17 protein-coding genes and 1 tRNA gene are annotated in these 19247 nt (G+C 62.5%); 9 read left to right on the plus strand and 9 right to left on the minus strand.

Annotated features, from left to right (window positions below; all coding sequences use genetic code 11):
• Positions 1-13: 13 nt before the first annotated feature.
• Entirely contained in the window at positions 14-853 is an 840-nt protein-coding gene (locus E8L03_RS12915) for a class II fructose-bisphosphate aldolase (RefSeq protein WP_167512614.1), read from the minus strand.
• A 422-nt stretch (positions 854-1275) separates the two neighbouring features.
• On the opposite strand from E8L03_RS12915, the gene E8L03_RS12920 reads away from it, so the two are divergent.
• Entirely contained in the window at positions 1276-2055 is a 780-nt protein-coding gene (locus E8L03_RS12920; protein WP_167512615.1) for a DeoR/GlpR family DNA-binding transcription regulator, read from the plus strand.
• A 362-nt stretch (positions 2056-2417) separates the two neighbouring features.
• Here the strand turns inward: E8L03_RS12920 and E8L03_RS12925 are convergent.
• The 5 genes from E8L03_RS12925 to lepA form a co-directional block, all read right to left on the minus strand.
• A tRNA-Phe gene (locus tag E8L03_RS12925) sits at positions 2418-2493 on the minus strand.
• A 304-nt stretch (positions 2494-2797) separates the two neighbouring features.
• Complete coding sequence (locus E8L03_RS12930; RefSeq protein ID WP_171267574.1) at positions 2798-4342, minus strand: YifB family Mg chelatase-like AAA ATPase; 1545 nt, start codon at positions 4340-4342, stop codon at positions 2798-2800.
• Between the two features lie 43 nt (positions 4343-4385).
• A complete protein-coding gene (gene lepB, locus E8L03_RS12935) occupies positions 4386-4985 on the minus strand; it encodes a signal peptidase I (RefSeq protein ID WP_144306819.1) in 600 nt (199 codons plus the stop codon).
• A 332-nt stretch (positions 4986-5317) separates the two neighbouring features.
• Complete coding sequence (gene lepB / locus E8L03_RS12940) at positions 5318-5920, minus strand: signal peptidase I (protein WP_144306820.1); 603 nt, start codon at positions 5918-5920, stop codon at positions 5318-5320.
• Positions 5921-5965: 45 nt separating this feature from the next.
• Entirely contained in the window at positions 5966-7771 is a 1806-nt protein-coding gene (gene lepA, locus E8L03_RS12945; protein WP_144306821.1) for a translation elongation factor 4, read from the minus strand.
• A gap of 215 nt (positions 7772-7986) precedes the next feature.
• On the opposite strand from lepA, the gene E8L03_RS12950 reads away from it, so the two are divergent.
• The 4 genes from E8L03_RS12950 (at position 7987) to acs (ending at position 12597) form a co-directional block, all read left to right on the plus strand.
• Positions 7987-8523 carry a hypothetical protein gene (locus tag E8L03_RS12950; protein ID WP_171267575.1) on the plus strand — a complete coding sequence of 179 codons (537 nt, stop codon included), beginning with the start codon at positions 7987-7989 and terminating at the stop codon, positions 8521-8523.
• Between the two features lie 265 nt (positions 8524-8788).
• Positions 8789-9337 carry a hypothetical protein gene (locus tag E8L03_RS12955; RefSeq protein ID WP_171267576.1) on the plus strand — a complete coding sequence of 183 codons (549 nt, stop codon included), beginning with the start codon at positions 8789-8791 and terminating at the stop codon, positions 9335-9337.
• Positions 9338-9563: 226 nt separating this feature from the next.
• Positions 9564-10442, plus strand: a complete 879-nt coding sequence (locus E8L03_RS12960; protein ID WP_144306824.1) for a LytR/AlgR family response regulator transcription factor — start codon at positions 9564-9566, stop codon at positions 10440-10442.
• Positions 10443-10626: 184 nt separating this feature from the next.
• A complete protein-coding gene (gene acs / locus E8L03_RS12965) occupies positions 10627-12597 on the plus strand; it encodes an acetate--CoA ligase (RefSeq protein ID WP_171267577.1) in 1971 nt (656 codons plus the stop codon).
• A 156-nt stretch (positions 12598-12753) separates the two neighbouring features.
• Here acs and E8L03_RS12970 read toward each other — a convergent pair whose 3' ends face one another.
• From E8L03_RS12970 to E8L03_RS12980, 3 genes are all read right to left on the minus strand, one after another.
• Positions 12754-13065 carry a hypothetical protein gene (locus E8L03_RS12970; RefSeq protein ID WP_144306826.1) on the minus strand — a complete coding sequence of 104 codons (312 nt, stop codon included), beginning with the start codon at positions 13063-13065 and terminating at the stop codon, positions 12754-12756.
• 90 nt (positions 13066-13155) lie between these two features.
• Positions 13156-14007, minus strand: coding sequence for an HDOD domain-containing protein (locus E8L03_RS12975; protein WP_171267578.1), 852 nt, complete (start codon positions 14005-14007; stop codon positions 13156-13158).
• A 51-nt stretch (positions 14008-14058) separates the two neighbouring features.
• Positions 14059-14562: a chemotaxis protein CheD gene (locus tag E8L03_RS12980; RefSeq protein WP_208738278.1), complete on the minus strand. Its 504-nt coding sequence runs from the start codon at positions 14560-14562 to the stop codon at positions 14059-14061.
• A 163-nt stretch (positions 14563-14725) separates the two neighbouring features.
• Here E8L03_RS12980 and malQ point away from each other — a divergent pair, with 163 nt between their 5' ends.
• The 4 genes from malQ to carA all read left to right on the plus strand — a co-directional run bounded on the left by malQ (position 14726) and on the right by carA (position 19199).
• Entirely contained in the window at positions 14726-16240 is a 1515-nt protein-coding gene (gene malQ / locus E8L03_RS12985; RefSeq protein ID WP_171267579.1) for a 4-alpha-glucanotransferase, read from the plus strand.
• A 140-nt stretch (positions 16241-16380) separates the two neighbouring features.
• Positions 16381-17082, plus strand: a complete 702-nt coding sequence (locus E8L03_RS12990; protein WP_244963527.1) for a YfbR-like 5'-deoxynucleotidase — start codon at positions 16381-16383, stop codon at positions 17080-17082.
• Positions 17048-17953, plus strand: coding sequence for a D-alanine--D-alanine ligase family protein (locus E8L03_RS12995; RefSeq protein ID WP_171267580.1), 906 nt, complete (start codon positions 17048-17050; stop codon positions 17951-17953). The genes E8L03_RS12990 and E8L03_RS12995 overlap by 35 nt, the downstream gene beginning before the upstream one ends.
• 85 nt (positions 17954-18038) lie before the next feature.
• Positions 18039-19199: a glutamine-hydrolyzing carbamoyl-phosphate synthase small subunit gene (gene carA, locus E8L03_RS13000; RefSeq protein WP_171267581.1), complete on the plus strand. Its 1161-nt coding sequence runs from the start codon at positions 18039-18041 to the stop codon at positions 19197-19199.
• Positions 19200-19247: the final 48 nt, after the last annotated feature.

The following is a 19247-nucleotide window of genomic DNA, read 5'->3' on the forward strand; positions in this document are numbered from 1 at the left end:
GAAACAATCCGCCCTATGCTGCCTTGTTTACCGAATTGAACAACACCATCTTCTTTGACACCGCGGAAGCTATGGCGGCGATACCGCATTCGAAATCTTGCAGCAGCCCGCTGTCAGGGGATGCGTTGAGCTGAGCGGTGAGGGCGTTTTTGCAAGCGACCTGGAGACCCGTGTTCACGTTGATCTTTCGAATCCCATTGGCGACAGCATCTTTGACGTGCTCATCAAGGACTCCGGAGGCGCCGTGCAAGACGAGCGGAGCTTTGATCTTTTGGTGCAGTGCTCGCAGCAGATCCTGATCCAGGGAGGCGCCGGCTGTTTTCATGCCGTGGATAGACCCCAGGGAAACCGCGACGAGATCCACCCCGGTGCGCTCTACGAACTCAACGGCCATGTCCGGATCAGTCATGTCTTTTTCGGAAACCGGATCCGTGCCGTGGGGAACGATGCCCACCTCGCCCTCCGCTGTGGCGCCGTGGTCGTGAGCCATAGCGACCACTTCTTTTGTCTTGGCGACATTTTCCTCGAAAGGAAGCGCGGAACCATCGAACATGACGGAGGTGACGCCCAGCTCCAACGCCCGGCGCACCAGCTCCACGTCCCTGGAGTGGTCGATATGGATTGCGACCGGCACATCCGATTCTTCAGCAACGGCCCGGCACGCGGCCACGAGGGGCTTGAGCCCTATGTATTTGATAGAAAGCATGCCCACGGCAAGAATGGCGGGCGAACGATTTTCGCAAGCGGCTGTCACCACCCCTCTGGCAAACTCAAGGTTGTGGACGTTGAAATGGCCGACAGCCCAATTGTCGTCATACCTCAAACCCAACTCATTCACATTAACAAGGTTCAACACAATTCTCCAAATAATTAATGTGTTAGCATAAGCACATCAGGACCCGCTTGGTCATTCTTGACTTTATGAAAATAGTGTAAAATATCTATCAAAACGTCAAGTTTTTTTCAAATTGCGGCCACCATTTTGTCACTTTGATACAATTTCTAGGTAATTATGGAAAAAAAATTACAGCACCTGACAGGGTTGCCGTCAGCCGAAAAAGTCGGCCATATGGACGCAAATGCTGTCGATAAAGACTTTCAGGATGCAGTTCCGTTCATCGGCAGCGTAAACACCTTAAACACAATCTTGCAAAGTGTAACACGCCCTACTATGTTATCGATTCATTGAATATCTGGACACGCGAACGGAATTGATGAACAGCAAACACATTTCGCACATGAATACTTAATCATTTTATGAAGGAATGCGGTAGCATGAAGGTACAGAGCAGGCGCGAGCTCATATCCAAGCTGGTCAATGAACAGGGTTTTGCATCCTTGGAGTTTCTGGCCGAAAAGTGTGGGGTGTCAACCCAGACTATCCGGCGGGATCTGCAAGCGTTGTGCGATGACAATATGATTACACGCCACCATGGCGGCGCAAGTCCAAACTCTTCTCTGCTCAACACCAGCTATGACGTGCGACGTATCTCTCTGCTGCCGGAGAAGCGGGAGCTCGCAGCAGAAGCCGTCCGCCAAATTGCGCCAAACCGCATGCTCTTTCTCTCCGCGGGTTCGACAATGGAGGTGGTTGCCCAAGAGCTCAAGAAGCTCTCTTCCATCTGCGTCCTGACCAACAACTTGCATGCCGCCATGCACCTGTACCGGGAAGAGAACATCGACTTGTTCATGTCCTGCGGACAGGTCCGCAAGAGCAATGGCGGCATTGTCGGCACCAATTCCATCGATTTTGTGTCCAACTTCCGCGTCGACTATATGATCATGGGTATCGGAGCAATCTCACCGGACGGTTTATTGCTTGAGTACGACTACAATGAAGGCTTGCTCATGCGACGTATGATGCAGAACGCCAACAAAGTAATCCTCGTTACGGACTCGACAAAATACGAGCGCAATGCAACGGTCAAGGTCGCCCATCTCAGTGACGTGGACATCCTGGTCACGGACCAGGAACCTCCTGTCGCCATTGCCGATATCTGTAGCTCGAACAATGTCCGCGTCGTCATCCCGCATGGCATGCACGAGGACAAATAGACGCACGCACTTCTGGAACGCCAGACGACTCCGATGCGCCAGCCTGAACGTGCTCGGGTTTATGAAACCGTCGCTATCCCGCACAACAAGCCACCGCACCCTTGAACAGGGGTGAATACGCCCTGACACCACGCCACATGGCGGCCGCGCCGTCCAGACTGGGTATCGAGGCGTTGCAAAGCGTCACGAACCCTTCCAAGGAGAGCGGGCAGGCTCGCACAACGCGACTTGGTATGAGAATGATAGGTTGCCAGGACTGACGATTGGCAACCTGCAGGACCGTGGGCATCGAGCAAGGCGTACATCCACACCGGCATGAAAAAAGGGCTTGGCGAAAATTTCGCCAAGCCCTTGAAATATCATGGTGCCGAGGGACAGAATCGAACTGCCGACACGGGGATTTTCAGTCCCCTGCTCTACCAACTGAGCTACCTCGGCCCAAAGAGAAGGTCTTTTACAGAATGGCGGCCGGGTCGGTCAAGGATTTTCCCAGAAAAAAATGAGATCGAGCCCTGCACCAACGGATTACAAGTCCGTTGCTCGTGTCCCGGCATCGCCATCGCACCCAAAAGCCGACAAGAAGTGTACGCCTGCACATAGACCTTGTCCATGTGCCGGAGCTTCTGGTTCGAGGTCTGTTTGCCCTTCGCCGATGTGCTGCATGTATGGCGATGAAGCCCGCGCCACCACGAGTGGAGCCCGGACATGCGGCGCCTGCCGCCTTCTACCGGGCTTTGTCCTGCTAGATAGCGCCCTGGCGGTCCAGCCCTCTATAGTTGATGGCCTCGGCCAGATGGGCCGTGGCGATGCGCTCCGCCCCTTCCAGGTCGGCTATGGAGCGCGCGATGCGCAGTACCCGCGTGTACGCCCGGGCAGATAGCCCCAGGCGCCGCACGGCCTGGCCCAGGAACTCATGCTCGGACTCGTCCAGCACGCAGTGCTTCTCCAGTAGCCGGCCCGAGAGCCCGGCGTTGGTGTAGATGCCGTCCTCGGCGTAGCGCTCCCGCTGGATGGCCCGCGCCGCGTCGATGCGTTGGCGCATGGTGGCGGAGTCTGCGCCACGGTTCCCTGGCCGCAGGTCCTCGTAGTCCACGGCCGGCACCTCTACATGGAGGTCGATGCGGTCCAGCAGCGGCCCCGAGAGCCGCGAGCGGTAGCGCTGTATCTGCGCGCCGCCGCAAGTGCACGGGTGCTTGGGATGAGTCAGGTAGCCACAAGGGCAGGGGTTCATGGCCGCCACCAGCATGAGCCCGGCAGGATAGGTAAGCGAGATGGCCGCGCGGGAGATGGTCACGTAGCCGTCTTCCAGCGGTTGCCGCAGCACCTCCAGCACCTGTTTCTTGAACTCGGGCAGCTCGTCCAGGAAAAGCACGCCCCGGTGGGAGAGCGAGACCTCGCCGGGCCGCGGGTACACGCCCCCACCCACCAGGCCAGCGTCGGAAATGGTGTGGTGCGGGCTGCGAAACGGCCGCTGCGTCACCAGGGCTTCGCCCGGTGGCAGCCTGCCGGCCACGCTGTAAATTTTGGTGACCTCCAGCGCCTCCTCGAAGGAGAGCGGTGGCAGCACCGTGGGGATGCGCTGGGCGAGCATGGTCTTGCCCGATCCGGGCGGCCCCAGGAACAGCAGATTGTGCCCGCCGGCCGCGGCGATCTCCACGGCGCGTTTGGCGTGCTCCTGCCCTTTGACCTCGGAGAAATCCGCGCTGAAGCCCGGCGCCAGCCGGTCCCCGTCAAACAGGCCCGCTAGATCCGGCTCCAGAGCCGGGATGGGCTTTTCCCCGGTGACGTGGTCCACGGCTTCGGCCAGATGGGAAACGGGATGCACGGGCAGCCCCTCCACCACGGAGGCTTCAGCGCCGTTGCCTGCCGGCACCAGAATGCCGCGGGCGCCCGCCTCACGCGCACACAGCGCCAGCGGCAACGCACCCGGTATGGGCCGGACCTCGCCCGAAAGCGAGAGCTCGCCGGCGGCGTACCAGCCATCCAGAGCGTCCGGAGGGATGATCTCGGCGGCGGCAAGCAGGGCCAGAGCCAGCGGCAGGTCGTAGCCGCTGCCCTCCTTGCGCCTGTCGGCAGGGGCGAAGTTCACGGTGATGCGGCCCGGTGAGAGTCGGAGGCCGGTGTTGCGCAGTGCGGAGAAGACCCGCTCCTTGGACTCGCGCACGGCGCCTTCGGCCAGGCCGACCATGGAAAAGGCCGGCATGCCCTGGCGGGCGAAGTCCACCTCCAGCCGAATCGTGTAGGCGTCGATGCCCAGGAGGGCTGCGCTGTGGATGGCGACGATCATCGTTTCTATCCAGAGAGCGAGGCGGAGAGTTCCACGAGTACGTCTATTCCACAATCTTGCCGATACGGTTCCAGCGGAAGTTGTCCAGGCCGTTGCTTGACCAATAGATCATCCAGGCCTTTCCGACAACGGCGCTTTTGTCCACAAAGCCCCAAAAGCGTGAATCCAGGGATTCATCGCGGTTGTCGCCCATCACGAAGTACTTGCCTTCGGGCACGGTACGCGGCGCCATGTTGTCGCGCATGGTCTGGAAGTGCGGATCGGTGTGCTGAACATACGGCTCGTCGAGCTTCTCGCCATTCACGTACACATCCTTGTTGCGAACCTCCACGGTGTCGCCTGGCGCGCCGATAACGCGCTTAATGAAATCCTCGCTCGGGTCCTTTGGATACTCGAAGACGATAATATCCCCGCGCTCCGGCTCGGAGAACTCTATAAGCGCGATATGCGTGTAAGGAATCTTGAGGCTGTAGCTGAAGCGGGGAACAAGAATGTGGTCCCCGATCTGGAGTGTTTCGAGCATCGATCCGGACGGAATGACAAACGACTGGACAATGAAGGCCCGGATTATGATCGCGAGAATGAACGCGAGGACAATGGATTCCGTATAGTCTTTGAGTATCTTCCGCCAGCGGGGGGTCATCTTCGGCTCCTGGGCAATAGCGAGATCGGTTGCGCAGTCCCCCTCTCCCCATCGTCAGGAACCGGGAAAATCGCGTGAACGTTATGGGTGCTTTGTACCGGCTTTCGGCTTTCCTGCAAATGATGCAAGACGGTCCGGGCAAGCCATGCGCTCCGGCAGCCCCCAGCAAGCCACCCGCGATCCCGGGTCATGCTCAGGATCGCGGGCAGGCTACACATGTCGGATGGTATGATGTACGCGCCGCACAGGGAAGGCGGCAGGCTGTTTCGCCGCGGAAGGCGGCGAGCAAGGAATCTCGTGAGCGTGTCGCGTATAGCAACAGGCTCACATTATTATCGTACGATGTCGCCGATCCGGTTCCAGCGGATGTTGCTCACGCCCCGCCATGACCAGTAGATGACCCAGGCCTTGCCCTCAATCTTGTGCCGGTCCACGAATCCCCAGAAGCGCGAGTCGTGCGATTCGTCGCGGTTGTCGCCCATGACGAAGTACTCGTTCTCCGGCACGGTGCGCGGCGCCATGTTGTCGCGCAAGCTTTCCAGTATTCGCGAGTCCGTGTGCTGTACGTACGGCTCGTCGAGCTTCTTGCCGTTCACGTACACGTCCTTGTTGCGAATCTCCACCGTGTCGCCGGGCAGACCGATGACGCGCTTGATGAAGTCCTGGCTGGGGTTCACGGGGTACTCGAAGACGATGACGTCCCCGCGCTCGGGCTGGGAGAACTCCACCACCTCGATGTCCGTGAACGGGACCTTGACGCCGTAAATGAGCTTGGAGACGAGCAGGTGGTCGCCGATCTGCAGGGTTTCGAGCATGGAGCCCGAGGGGATTTTGAAGGCCTGGACAAAGAAGGCGCGGATGATCATCGCGAGAATAAAGGCGATGACGATGGCTTCGGTATATTCCTTGAGCATCTTTTGCCAGCGTGGGGTCATGGTAGGTTCCTTGCGTAAGCCGTGGGTGCGGAAAAAACGGCGCGGCTAGTCGTCGTTGGTGCGCAGGGCTGCCAGAAAGGCCTCCTGCGGTATTTCCACGTTGCCCATGCGTTTCATACGCTTTTTTCCGGCTTTTTGTTTTTCCAGGAGCTTGCGTTTGCGGGTGATGTCGCCGCCGTAACACTTGGCGGTGACGTTTTTGCGCATCGGGGGGTTGCGTTCACGCGCAATGATCTTCTGGCCGATGGACGCCTGGACAACCACCTCGAACAGCTGCCGCGGGATGGACTTCTTCAGCTTCAGGGCGATGGCCCGTCCCTGCTGCTGGGCCTTATCGCGGTGAATGATCGTGGACAAAGCGTCCACGGGCTCGCCGTTGATGAGCATGTCCAGCTTCACGAGGTCGGCCGGCCGGTAATCGATGATTTCGTAATCCAACGAGGCGTAGCCGCGCGTGGCCGACTTGAGGCGATCGAAGAAGTCGAACACGATCTCGGCGAACGGCAGCTCATAGGTGATGATGACGCGGTTGGAAGACAGGTAGCGCACGTCCTTCTGCAGGCCGCGCTTTTCTTCGCAGAGCTTGAAGATGTTGCCCACGTACTCGCCGGGAGCGTGGATCTCCATGCGCACATAGGGTTCGCTGAAAACGGCGATCTCGCTCGGGTCCGGCAGCTTGGCCGGGTTGTCGATGAACAGTGTGCCGCCCTGCACGGTCTCCACCTTGTAGACTACGGTGGGGGCTGTGGTGATGAGGTTGGCCTCGAACTCGCGCTCCAGCCGCTCCTGGATAATCTCCATGTGCAGCATGCCCAGGAAGCCGGCGCGGAAGCCGAAGCCCAGGGCCTGGGATGTCTCGGGCTCGAAGTTGAAGGCCGCGTCGTTGAGCTGGAGCTTTTCCAGCGCGGACTTGAGCGCCTCGTACTCCGAGGGCTCCGTGGGGTAGAGCCCGCAGAAGACCATGGCTTTGACCGGCTTGAAGCCGGAGAGCGGCTTGTCCGCAGGCTTTTTCGCATGGGTGATGGTGTCGCCCACGCGGGCGTCCTGCAGCTCCTTGATGGACGCGGTGAGAAAGCCCACCTCGCCCACGCTGAGCCGCTTTACCTGCACGGCGTCCGGCGAGAAGATGCCGAGCTGCGTGACCTCGAACTCCTTCTTCGTGGACATCATGCGGATGGGGTCGCCCGGAGCCACGGTGCCGTCCACCACGCGGAAGAGCACCACCACGCCCTGGTAGGAATCGTACCAGGAGTCGAAGACGCGCGCACGCAGCGGCGCGTCCGGGTCGCCCTTGGGCGGCGGCAGGTCCTTGACGATGGCTTCGAGCACGGCGGGAACGCCCACACCCGTCTTGGCCGAGACCTCCAGCGCCGTGGAGGCGTCCAGGCCGATGGTCTCCTCGATCTCCTGGCGGATGCGGTCCGGCTCGGCCGAGGGCAGATCGATCTTATTCAGGACCGGGATGACCTCCAGGTCATGGTCCAGAGCCAGGTAGACGTTGGCCAGGGTCTGCGCCTCCACGCCCTGGGTGGCGTCCACCACCAGCAAGGCGCCCTCGCACGACGCCAGGGAGCGGGAGACCTCATAGCTGAAGTCCACGTGGCCGGGCGTGTCGATGAGGTTGAGTGTATACTCCTGCCCGTCATTGGCCTTGTAGGGGATGCGCACGGCTTGCGCCTTGATGGTGATGCCGCGCTCCCGCTCCAGGTCGAGACGGTCGAGGAACTGCTCGCGCTTCTGGCGTTCGTCCACCAGCCCGGTGACCTCGAGAATCCGGTCGGCCAGGGTCGACTTGCCATGGTCGATGTGCGCGATGATGCTGAAGTTACGAATGTTGGAGACCTTGGTCATAGTTGAGACGTACTCGCTTTGCGCCGGTGTAATCCGACAGGGGTACGGAGACACAACGCGGGATGATATGCAAAACAGCACTTCTTAAGCCATTCGTCCACCCTTGTCTAATCCCAACAGCCGGCGGTTTCCCCTTGCATTCCAGGGGGTAATTTTATACAGGGAAAATGGAGAAAATAGTTATGCGCCTATTGCACTTACATGGCATCTTGTCAATGCGAATGGTCGTCCCGCTCCTCACCCTGACCTGCCTGCTTCTGGCCTCGGGAGTCGGCGTCGCTCATGCCCAGTCCAAGAGCGGCCAGTCAGAGTGCGGCTGGGACTCGTTGCTCAAAACGGCTTGTTACAACGCCCAGGCCACCGACAGAACAGCACAGTCCGCGCAATCCCAGAAAGACTTCATGGAAAAATCCCTGCGCAAGGTGGACGAGGTCGAAAACGTGCCCGCGGAGGCGCGCCGCGACGTCAAGCGCAAGATACGCCAGGCCATCCGCGAGATGGGCGACGTCTCCCGCAGTGCCCGCGACGTCTCCCGTTCCATGGAGCGTATCTGCGGCGAAAAGATCGTGCTGCGCAATCGACGCAGCGCTGCTAAGAAATACGATGATCTGCGTCAGGAGATCAACTCCGCGGCTCGGCGGTTCAACGGCCTGCGCGACGACTTTACCGGCGCCATCAAATTGTTCAATGAGGCCCTGACCGACCTCGCCATGTACGGCTCCGCCCTGCCCCAGATCGATACTACCCAATAATCCCCACACGCGCCCCTTCTCCGGATGCTGGGCCGTAGCCTGACGCCCGGCAGCACTGCCGCATCGGACAAGAAACCTGTCCCGCACGGGTTTGCAGTCGCCAGGTGCTGCGCCGCCTCTCCTTTCGTGTACCTTTGCTATCGGCCGTTTTCCACGTGCTGCGTCCAACGTATTTGGTTTTTCCACCAAATACTTCTTCCTACGCGCCGCCCCCTTCTGCTATTCTCTTGAACAAATCTGTCCAAGCCAGCGCAGAGGAGCATGTATGGTGGCGCTCTCGAACAGATATCCTGCCAAGACCCTGCTGATCGCGGGCATTGCGCTCTTTGCGACGCTTTCCCTGGCAGGGACAGGCAGCTCCGCCTCACGGCAGCATCGCCAGTGGGACAGGCTCTCGGCCGTAGCCTGCGAGTACGCCGACGAAGCGCGCGCCCTGGCCCTGCATGCAGCCGAGGTTCTTGTCTCCATCGACACCCTGGCCGGCGAGGCCAGCCGATCCGTCCCGACCGAGATCATGGCCCGCGAGATCGGCAATCCCCTTGCGCAGGTTCGCCGCGACGCCCGGGACTTCCGCGGCGCCGTCCGGAGCTTCGAGACCGGCATGCGGCGTCTGTGCGAAGGCCGCGCCGACGGCGCTTCCCTGCGAAATGCGACCGAATGGTTCAACAATCTCGTCCAGGAGATCAACGCCGCCCAGGATGAATTTTCCCGCACCCAGCGGCGGCTGGGCGAGCTGCAAACGATCTATCTCCTGCGCTCGGAAAGCCCGGACCCCATCCGGCGCATTGGTAAGGAACCCGGATTCGACCAGTAATTCCAATCTTTGCGTTCCACGCCCTCCGCATGTATACGGATCATGTAGGCCATTTCAGGCTATTGAAGCTCCCACGCTGACTGCGTTGCCTGGAAAAGCTCAACCCTCGCATATTTTTAATACGCATCGGCCTTGAGCTTTTCTGACGCCTGCCAGTGTGGTTTTTGAACAGCCTGTCTGGAAACGTCTTTTCAAACAGCTTGTTATGGATCGCAGCGGATAACCCATGCCCCGGCTGCTCACGCTCATAGTCCATACCGACCCGGCCACGCGCGATGACGTGCGCCGCTCCCTTGCGCCCGCCGATTTCCTGCAGGTGCTAGGCGAGGCCGCCTCGGTGGACGAGGCCATCTCTTTGCTGGAGCACGTGCCGTACGGCGCCGTGATCAGCGGCCTGGACATCGAGGAGCCCGGCGACGGCTTCGAGCTGGCGCGCAAGCTGGCCGGCCGCAAGAACAAGCCGGCCATCGTCTACCTGGCCGAGGAGGAAAGCCGCGCCTTCGAGGCCTTCGAGCTCGGCGCCATGGACTACATCCTCTGGCCGTGCACCAAGGAGCGCCTGGCCCGCACCATGGACAAGCTCAGGCAGTTCAAGGCGCACTTCAAGCTCGTCCCGGTGCCGGAAGGCTCGCCGGACAGCGGCTACATCATGGAGCGCTTTGACGAAGGCGAGCAGACCCTGCAGCTCGATCTGGGCGAGGAGGAGCAGGACAACTTCCTTTCCGCGCTGCGCCAGGCCTGGGACTACACCCGCCGCGTGGCCCCGGTGGAGCTGGAGAAGCTCGCCGTGAGCCTGGAAGGCCGCACCATCCTCATCCCCTATACCAAGGTTATCTTCGTGGAGGCGGTGGAGGACTACGCGTACGTCCACACCTCCCAGGAAAAATATCTCACGTCGTACCGTTTGAAGAACCTGGAGGAACGGCTCAAGCCGCACCGCTTCTTCCGCGTTCATCGCAAGTACTTGGTCAACTTGGACATGGTCACGGAGATCGCCTCCCTGCCCGGGTCCAATTTCATGTTGCGCACGGCTGGCAAGACACGCATCGAGCTGCCCATCAGCCGCCGCCGTATAAACGAACTCAAGCAGATGCTTGGACTTTGACATACCCCGTGCCCGTGCGTCCGTTTGCGCCATTCGCCGCTCACCCCCGCGATAGCGCCTTTGGCCGACAGATGCTTGGGTATGGACCGCCGCCACGATACAGGAGAAGAGCCGGCGCAGGTCCGCCGGTCAGTACAGCCGGCAGGCGACTCCGGCGCAAGGCGGTCCGACGAGGAGACAAATCATGCAAAACTCCGATGACAAACCCGGCGTACCCCTACGCTCCGCAACGTCCAACGAGGAGGCGCAGGGCGCCATCGATGCGTTACTCCACGAGGAACGCGTCTTCCGCCCCCTGCCGGAAACCCTCTCGCGCGCCAACATCTCGCCCCACCAGCTGGCCGAGGCGCGGGAGCAGGCCGACAGGGACTCCCTGGCCTACTGGGAAGAGGCTGCCGAGGAGCTGGAGTGGTTCGCCAAGTGGGACAGCGTGCTGGACGACTCCAATGCGCCCTTCTACCGCTGGTTCCCGGGCGCGCAGTGCAATATCGTGCACAACGCCCTGGACCGCCACATCGAGACCGCGAACAAGAACAAGCTCGCGCTCATCTGGGAAGGCGAGCCCGGCGACTCGCGCACCTTCACCTACTACGAGCTCTACCGGCATGTGAACAAGTTCGCCAACGCCCTGCGCTCCCTGGGCATCTCCCGCGGCGACCGCGTCATCGTCTACATGCCGCCCCTGCCCGAGACCATCATCGCCATGCTGGCCGTGGCCAAGATTGGCGCGGCCCACTCCCTGGTCTTTGCCGGCTTCTCGGCCAAGGCTCTGCGCGACCGCATTAACGACTCCCAGGCCAAGTGCGTCATCACGGCCGACGGCTTCTACCGCAACGGCCGCGTGGTACATCTCAAGAGCACCGTGGACGAAGCCCTGGCCGGCGTGTGCGAGACCTGCGCCGAGTCCATGGTCGTGGTCCACCGCGCCAACGTGGAAACCGACATGCAGGAGGGCCGCGACTACTGGTACGAAGATCTCGTGCGCCAGGCCCGGCCCTACGCCGAAACCGAGGTCATGGATGCCTCGGACCCGCTCTTCCTGCTGCACACCTCCGGCGCCACCGGCAAGCCCAAGGGCATTGTCCACGGCCACGGCGGCTATATGGTGGGCGTGCACCGCACCTTCTCCTGGGTCTTCGACATCAAGCCCACCGACCTCTTCTGGTGCACGGCCGATCCGGGCTGGATTACCGGCCACAGCTACGGCGTGTACGGCCCGCTGCTCAACGGCGCCACCACCGTGCTCTACGAGGGCCACCCCCTCTACCCTCAGGCCGACCGCGTCTGGTCCACGGTGGAGCGTTACGGCGTGACCATTCTCTACACCGTGCCCACGCTCATCCGGATGCTCATGCGCTTCGGCGACGAGTACCCGCGCATGCGCGACCTCTCCACCCTGCGGCTGCTCGGCTCCGTGGGCGAGCCCATCAATCCCGAGGCCTGGGTCTGGTTCCACAAGGTCATCGGCAAGGGTGACTGCCCCCTGCTTGACACCTGGTGGCAGACCGAGACCGGCATGTTCATGATCAGCCCCCTGCCCGTCTCCCTGCTCAAGCCCGGCTCCGTGACCAAGCCCCTGCCCGGCGTGGAGGTGGACGTGTACGACGAGAACGGCCATCCCGTGCCCCCCGGCAAGGGCGGCCTGCTCGTGGTCACCAAGCCGTGGCCGTCCATGATGATCGACGTGTACAACGACCCGGAACGCTACAAGGAAACATACTGGTCCAAGTTCCCGGGCGTGTACCTGGCCGGAGACGTGGCCCGCAAGGACGAGGATGGCTACATCTGGATCCAGGGCCGCGCCGACGACGTTCTCGTCATCGCCGGCCACCGCATCGGCACGGCCGAGCTGGAAAGCGCCCTGGCCTCGCACAAGGCCGTGGCCGAAGCCGCCGTCATCGGCATCCCGGACGCCATCAAGGGCGAGGTGGCCAAGGCCTTCGTGCTGCTCAACCAGGACTGGGAACCCTCCCACCAGCTCACCAAGGAGCTCAAGGAGCACATCCGCCGCGAGCTCGGCCCGGTCGCCGTGGTCAAAACCATCGCCTACCCGGACAGCCTGCCCAAAACACGCTCCGGCAAGATCGTGCGCCGCATCCTCAAAGCCCAGGAGCTCGGCCAGGACGTGGGCGACACCAGCACCCTGGAGCACTGAGAGCTTGGACTTACATTGTTCCGAGGGCCTTGCCCTCGGGCTCCCACCAGGGAGCAACGCTCCCTGGACCCAATATTGGGGTCCGAGGACCAGTGGTCCCCGGCAGGGGGACCGGGGGACAGAGTCCACCGGCTGCCATAAACACACCTGCTCAAATCAAAGCTCTTTCATGCGGGGCCGGTCGGCGGTGGGGTCGAAGGCGTCGAGGGTGTAGAGGCGGATCTTGGTGGAGCGGGGGAACTCCTTCTTGAGCAGCGTCTTGAGGAGTTTTTTCAGCTTTTTGGCCGTGACGTCCGAGTACACGGCGTGGTCAAAGCCATCCTGGGTCACGGTGTAGGTATCGGCGCCGGTCTTGTGCAGCAGCACGGAGCGGTTGCGCTTGTAGGTGCGCATATCCAGGGCGTCGCCCACCGGGAGCTTGGCGAGGCGCTCCAGCACGGCCTCAACGGCCGAGGCCTTGTCGATCATCGGGAAGTCTCCATGGTTGTTGTGGTACCGTCCATGGAGGGGGCATGGCAAGGCCGCGCTGGCGAAGGGGGACGCGGCGGCTGCGGTTGATCAGCCGAGGAAGGCGGTGCGGGATTTTTCGAACTCGATGCTCGCGTCCAGAAAGATGGCCTGGAACTCGTCTTCACTGATGGGGAAGTAGTCGCAGACTGTGGGTTCAAGCCCGCACTGCAAGGTAGCCGCGCCGGTGCCCACGCCGTGCATCTGGGCCAGGGCGTCGCCCAGGTGCACGCAGTAGACCAGGGGTCGGTACTCCTCCGGGGCCTTGTGCGGCGTATGGTGGTAGCGAATGGCGGCCAGCAGGTTGGCCGGCAGGCGCCAGTGCTTGCCGAGCACCATGCCCGCCTCGCTGTGGTCCGTCTCCAGGGCCAGGCGTTCCGCCTCCATGAAATCCTGCGCCGCTTTGGACTCCACGGCCTCCATCAGCTCGTGTGTCTTGCCGGCGACAAACTGCGAGAGCACTGATTTGCCTATATCGTGAAGTATGCCAGCGGTGAAGGCGTCTTCGGCCCGCAGGGGCTCGGTGCAGTAGGCGGCGATCTCCCGGCTGGCGATGGCCGTGAGCAGGCTGTGTTCCCACAGCTCGCCGCGTTCGGCCGCATATCCTGCCAGCTCCTCGCCGTACACCTCCGGCGCGCAGGAGGCGATGGCGATGCCGGCGATCATCTTCTCACCCAGAAACGAGACGGCCCGGCTCACCGAGGTAACCTTGTGCCCCAGGCCAAAGGCCGGGGAGTTGACCACCTTGAGCACGTTGGCGGTCAACGCGGCGTCAAGTTCGACGATGTGGGTGATCTGCTCGAAGCTGGAACCCGATGACTGCATGAGCTCAATGAGCTGGGTGGCAGAGGCGGACAGCGGGGACAGCCGCTTTATCTTGTCAACAATTTCCCGTAGTTCCATTGATTCCCTTTATTTCAGAACAGCCTCCTGAAACCGGCTGGCGCATACACATCACAGCCCCCACGAAGGCCGGCCCGGAGATGACACCAGGACATGCCCGGTGTCCTTTTCTATGCTCACTGTCCTGCTGATCGTGCCCCCCAGATCCGATGCCGAGACGCGCAGACCGTTTCTGGCCAGATGCTCCATGACGGCATCGCAGTTGCGCTCTCCGATGTTGAAGCTCGCGTTCGACTTGATGATGCTCGCTCCGCCGCACACCTTGACCACGTAGCCTTTGGATCGCTTGCCGCTGCGCGCCTTGGACGCCTGCTTCAAGAGTTCGTCCACGCCCGTATCGGCAAAGTAGCCCGGCATGGCGCAGGCCCGCTGCAGATTGGTCTGCGAGCACGGCAGCGCCACGTGCACCATGCCCACAAAGCCGCTCACAGGATCGTACAGCATGACCGCCACGCACGAGCCCAGAGCGAACGTCTTGATGCCGACATGCTCGCCGTTGATCACGCCGATGCCGCCGACGCCGATAACCATCATCGGTTGTTTGGATGTAGGCATAACGGATTTCCTGCTCATGCTCTACCGCTTATACGATTCCCTGTTGTAAGAAAAGGGAGAACCGCATCTTGTTGCTTCTTGACCGCAGCCCCGCCTCTCGGGCTATTATGGCCTCCTTTGAGAACGCGAATGATGCGCACCGGAAGCATCGAGGAGGCGGACAATGCAGTTACGGGGAAGCGGAATCCTGATGCACGTGAGCTCGCTGCCGTCCGGGTACGGCATAGGCGACGCCGGGCCAAAGGCGCGCGCCTTTGTCGATCTTCTGGCCAAGGCGAAGCAGCGCTACTGGCAGATATTGCCCCTGGGACCAACATCCACGGCCATTGGCAACTCGCCCTACTCCTCGTTCTCCGCCTTTGCCGGCAACCCCCTGCTCATCAGCCCGGAGGAGATCGCCGCGGCAGGCATCCTGCAGACCACGGAGCTTGGCCGTATCGTGGAGGAGGACCCCACCCGCGTCAACTACGACAACGTACAGGTCCACAAGGAGACGCTGCTGCACCGCGCCTTTGACGCCGTGGAGAACAGCATCGATAATGATCCTGGCTTCCAACATTTTTGCACGCGCGAGGCGCATTGGCTCGAAGACTACGCCCTCTTCGTCAGCCTGAAGGAGCACTTCGACGGCGCCATGTGGACCCAGTGGCCCGTGGAGTACCGCGACCGCAACCCCGGCGCGTTGCAGGACTGGCGCGGCCAGAGCGCCCGCCTGCTGCAGTACGAGCGTTTCGTGCAGTACCTTTTCCAGACGCAATGGCTGGCGCTCAAGGAGTACGCCAACTCCAGGGGCGTGCGCCTCATCGGCGACATGCCTATCTACGTGACCTTCGACTCCGCCGACGTCTGGGCCAACCCCGGTCTGTTCAAGCTGGACAACAACAGGCAGCCCTATGTGGTGGCCGGCGTGCCGCCGGACTTCTTCAGCGCCACGGGCCAGCTCTGGGGCAACCCCATCTACGACTGGCAGCGGCACCAGGACGAGGGTTTCGACTGGTGGATACGGCGCCTGGCGCGCACCTTCCAGCACACAGACTCGGTCCGGCTCGACCACTTCCGGGGCTTTGCCGCCTACTGGGAGGTGCCGGCCGACCACGAGACGGCCCAACACGGGTCGTGGGTGGAGGCTCCGGGCGAGGCGCTCTTCGCCACGCTCTACAAGACCTTCAACTGTGTGCCCATCATTGCGGAGGATTTGGGCGTGATCACGGCGGACGTGCGCGAGCTCAAGGACCGCTTCGGCTTTCCGGGCATGAAGGTGCTGCTCTTCGCCTTTGGCGACAACATCGCCCAGTCGCCGTACATCCCCCACGCCGTGGAGGAGAACTCCATCATCTACACCGGCACGCACGACAACAACACCTTCAACGGCTGGTTCTTCGGCGAGGCGTCTCAGGACGACAAGGAGCGCTTCAAGCAGTACTGCGGCCTGTCCACGGACCCACACCATCCGCACCGGCACGCCATCCGCCTGGCCATGACCAGCGTGTCGCGCACGGCGCTTTTCCCCATGCAGGACGTTTTCGGCCTTGGCAGCGACTCGCGCATGAACGTGCCCGCCGTGGCCGGCGGCAACTGGACGTGGCGGATGCGGCCCGAGGACCTGGACGAAGCCCACGCCTTTGACCGCGGCATGGGCTTTCTGGAGGAGATGACCCGGCTGACCAACCGCGACTGATTATTTTTGCCTTTCGCCCGGCGAGTTGGTATCGTTGCCTCCACGCGGGAAGCCCGGCTCCTGCGGCCGATGCCGTTACCACCTTCGAGGGGCGACACGCCGCGTCCTGCCGGCGTCCACGCGGATGGCGGACCTTCCCTATGCCCTCGTTCGATCAGCACAGCCCCATTGTTCCCTACCTCGGCTTTTCGTTGTACTCCATGGCGCCAGGTTCATTGGAGAACGAACGCGCTCTGGACCCATCCAAGGCGCCGGGGCAGCCCATCATTCCTGCGGTCCCTGCCGACGTCACCGCGCCCAACGAGGCGTTCTGCCGGGAGATGTGGGAGCGGTTCGGCATGCCGGAGCATATCCGCGAGCATTCGCGCCTCGTCTCGCTGATCGCCCACGCCCTGGCCCTGGCCGGCAAGGAAGCGGGCGCGCCCGTGGACCCGGACAGCGTACTTGCCAGCGCCATGCTCCACGACATCGCCAAGGACTTCACCATCCGCCACGGCGGCAACCACGCCCTGCTCGGCGCGGCCTGGACCCTGGAAGCCACGGGAAGCCCGCTCATCGCCCAGGGAGTGATGCACCACGTCTTCTGGCCGTGGGCCGTGGATCTGGACGCCGCCTTCCTGCCCCTGGCCCTTATTTACGCGGACAAGCGCGTGCGGCACGACGCCATCGTGACCCTTGAGGAACGCTTCGACGACCTCATGACGCGCTACGGCATCAACGAGTCGGTCCGGATACGGATCAGAATCTCTCAACGACAGGCCGAGGCCATTGCCGTGCGCCTCAACGACCTGCTTGGTGTGGATATCAATGCGTGTACTTTTGATAGCGGGCGGCTGGTCTGACGAACGCGCCGTTTCTTTGTCCGGGGCCCGCGGCATTGCGGACGCCCTCGGCGCTCTCGGCCACGAAACCGTCTGGTTCGATCCTGCCGGCCGGCTGACGGAGCTGGCGGACGCTGCGCGAGACGCGGACTTCGCCTTTCTCAACCTGCACGGCGCTCCGGGCGAGGACGGCCTGATCCAGGCCATGCTCGACCGTGTGGGCTGCCCCTACCAGGGCAGCGGCCCTGCCGGCTCGTTCCTGGCCCTGCACAAGGCCGCGGCCAAAGCGCTCTTCGAGAATGCCGGCCTGCGCACGCCGGCGTGGGAGTTCCTCACGGCGCCGCCCCCCCTGGAATGGGAGCCGGCTGTGGGTTACCCCCTGTATGTGAAGCCCAACCTGGGCGGCTCCAGCGTGGGCATGGGTCGGGCGGAAGACCGCGCCCGGCTCGAAGCGACCATGACCGTCGCTTTCCGCCACGGCCACGAGGTTCTGGTGGAAGAGGCTCTGAGCGGCGAGGAGGTCACCGTCTCCGTGCTCGGCGGCGAGGCCCTGCCGCCCATCCTGATCCGGCCCAAACGCTGCGACTTCTTCGACTACGCCTCCAAGTACGAGCAGGGCGGCGCCGAGGAGCTCTGCCCGGCGCCCATTCCGGACGAGCTCACCGCAGAGACCGGGCGCATGGCCCTGGAGGCGCACCGCGTCCTGGGGCTGGAAGGTTACAGCCGGTCCGACTTCCTGGTGGTGGACGGCGTGCCGTACCTCCTGGAGGTCAACACCCTGCCCGGCATGACGCCCACGAGCCTGCTCCCCCAGTCGGCGGCCGCCGCCGGCATGGATTTCCCGGCGCTGGTGGCCCGGCTCATCGAGCTCGGCATGCAGGACCGCGGCTGATCGATCGCGCAACGCCCTTGACCGACTGCCTGTGGGTTATATATCCCACTTCACAACATTGTTATTCATACCTAAGGATAGACGTATGCGCGCATTGCTCGCTCTGGAAGACGGCCTCATTCTCGAAGGCCGCTCCTTTACCGGCCCCGGCGAAACCTCCGGCGAGGTCATTTTCAACACCGGCATGACCGGCTACCAGGAGGTGCTCACCGACCCCTCCTACGCCGGCCAGATGGTCGCCATGACCTACCCGCTGATGGGTAACTACGGCGTGAACCAGGAGGACGTGGAGTCCCACCGCATCTTTGTGGAAGGCTTCATCGTCAAGGAGTGCTGCAAGACACCCTCCAACTGGCGCGCCATCGCCTCTCTGCCGGACTATCTGGCCGAGCAGGGCGTGATGGGTATCGAGGGTATCGACACCCGCGCCCTGACCCGCCACCTTCGCCTGCAGGGGGCCAAGCGCGGCATCATTTCCACGGAGGTCGGCGATCCGCAGGCCCTGGTGGAGCGCGCCAAGTCCCTGCCCTCCATGGAAGGCCAAAACCTGGCCGAGGTTGTCTCGCCCTCCGGCCCGTACACCTGGGACGGCACCCGGCCCCAGCCCGCCACCCTGGCCGCGGACGGCTCCTACGCCTGGCCCGGCCTGGCCCACGGTGAACGCGGCATCCGCGTGCTGGTCTACGACTTCGGCATCAAGTGGAACATCCTGCGCCTGCTCCAGGAGCAGGGCATGGACCTGCTCGTCGTCCCGGCCGGCTTCACCGCATCCCAGGTGCGCAGCGTCCGGCCCGACGCCGTGTTCCTCTCCAACGGCCCCGGCGACCCGGCCGCGCTCACCGGCTGCATTGAGCAGCTCACGGCCCTGACGCAGGAGTATCCCATGGCCGGCATCTGCCTGGGCCACCAGCTCCTGGGCCACGCCCTGGGCGGCTCCACCTTCAAGCTCAAGTTCGGCCACCACGGCATGAACCACCCTGTGAAGGACCTGGCCAGCGGGCACATCGAGGTCTCGTCCCAGAACCACGGCTTCTGCGTGGACATAGACACCCTGGCCGACGTGACCCTGACGCACATGAACCTGAACGACAACACCCTGGAAGGCTTTGCGCACAACAAGCTGCCTGTCATCGCCATCCAGTACCACCCGGAGGCCAGTCCCGGCCCGCACGATAGCCGCAACTTCTTCCGCCGGTTCCGCAACCTGGCCGTGACAACCTCCGGCATTGCCGCACCGGCCGAATGATTTGCGCATGACGCGCGCCTGGTGACACCTTTCTCCCCCACGAGGACG

The organism is Oceanidesulfovibrio marinus (genome assembly GCF_013085545.1).
In the GTDB taxonomy this organism is placed as follows: Bacteria; Desulfobacterota; Desulfovibrionia; order Desulfovibrionales; family Desulfovibrionaceae; genus Oceanidesulfovibrio; species Oceanidesulfovibrio marinus.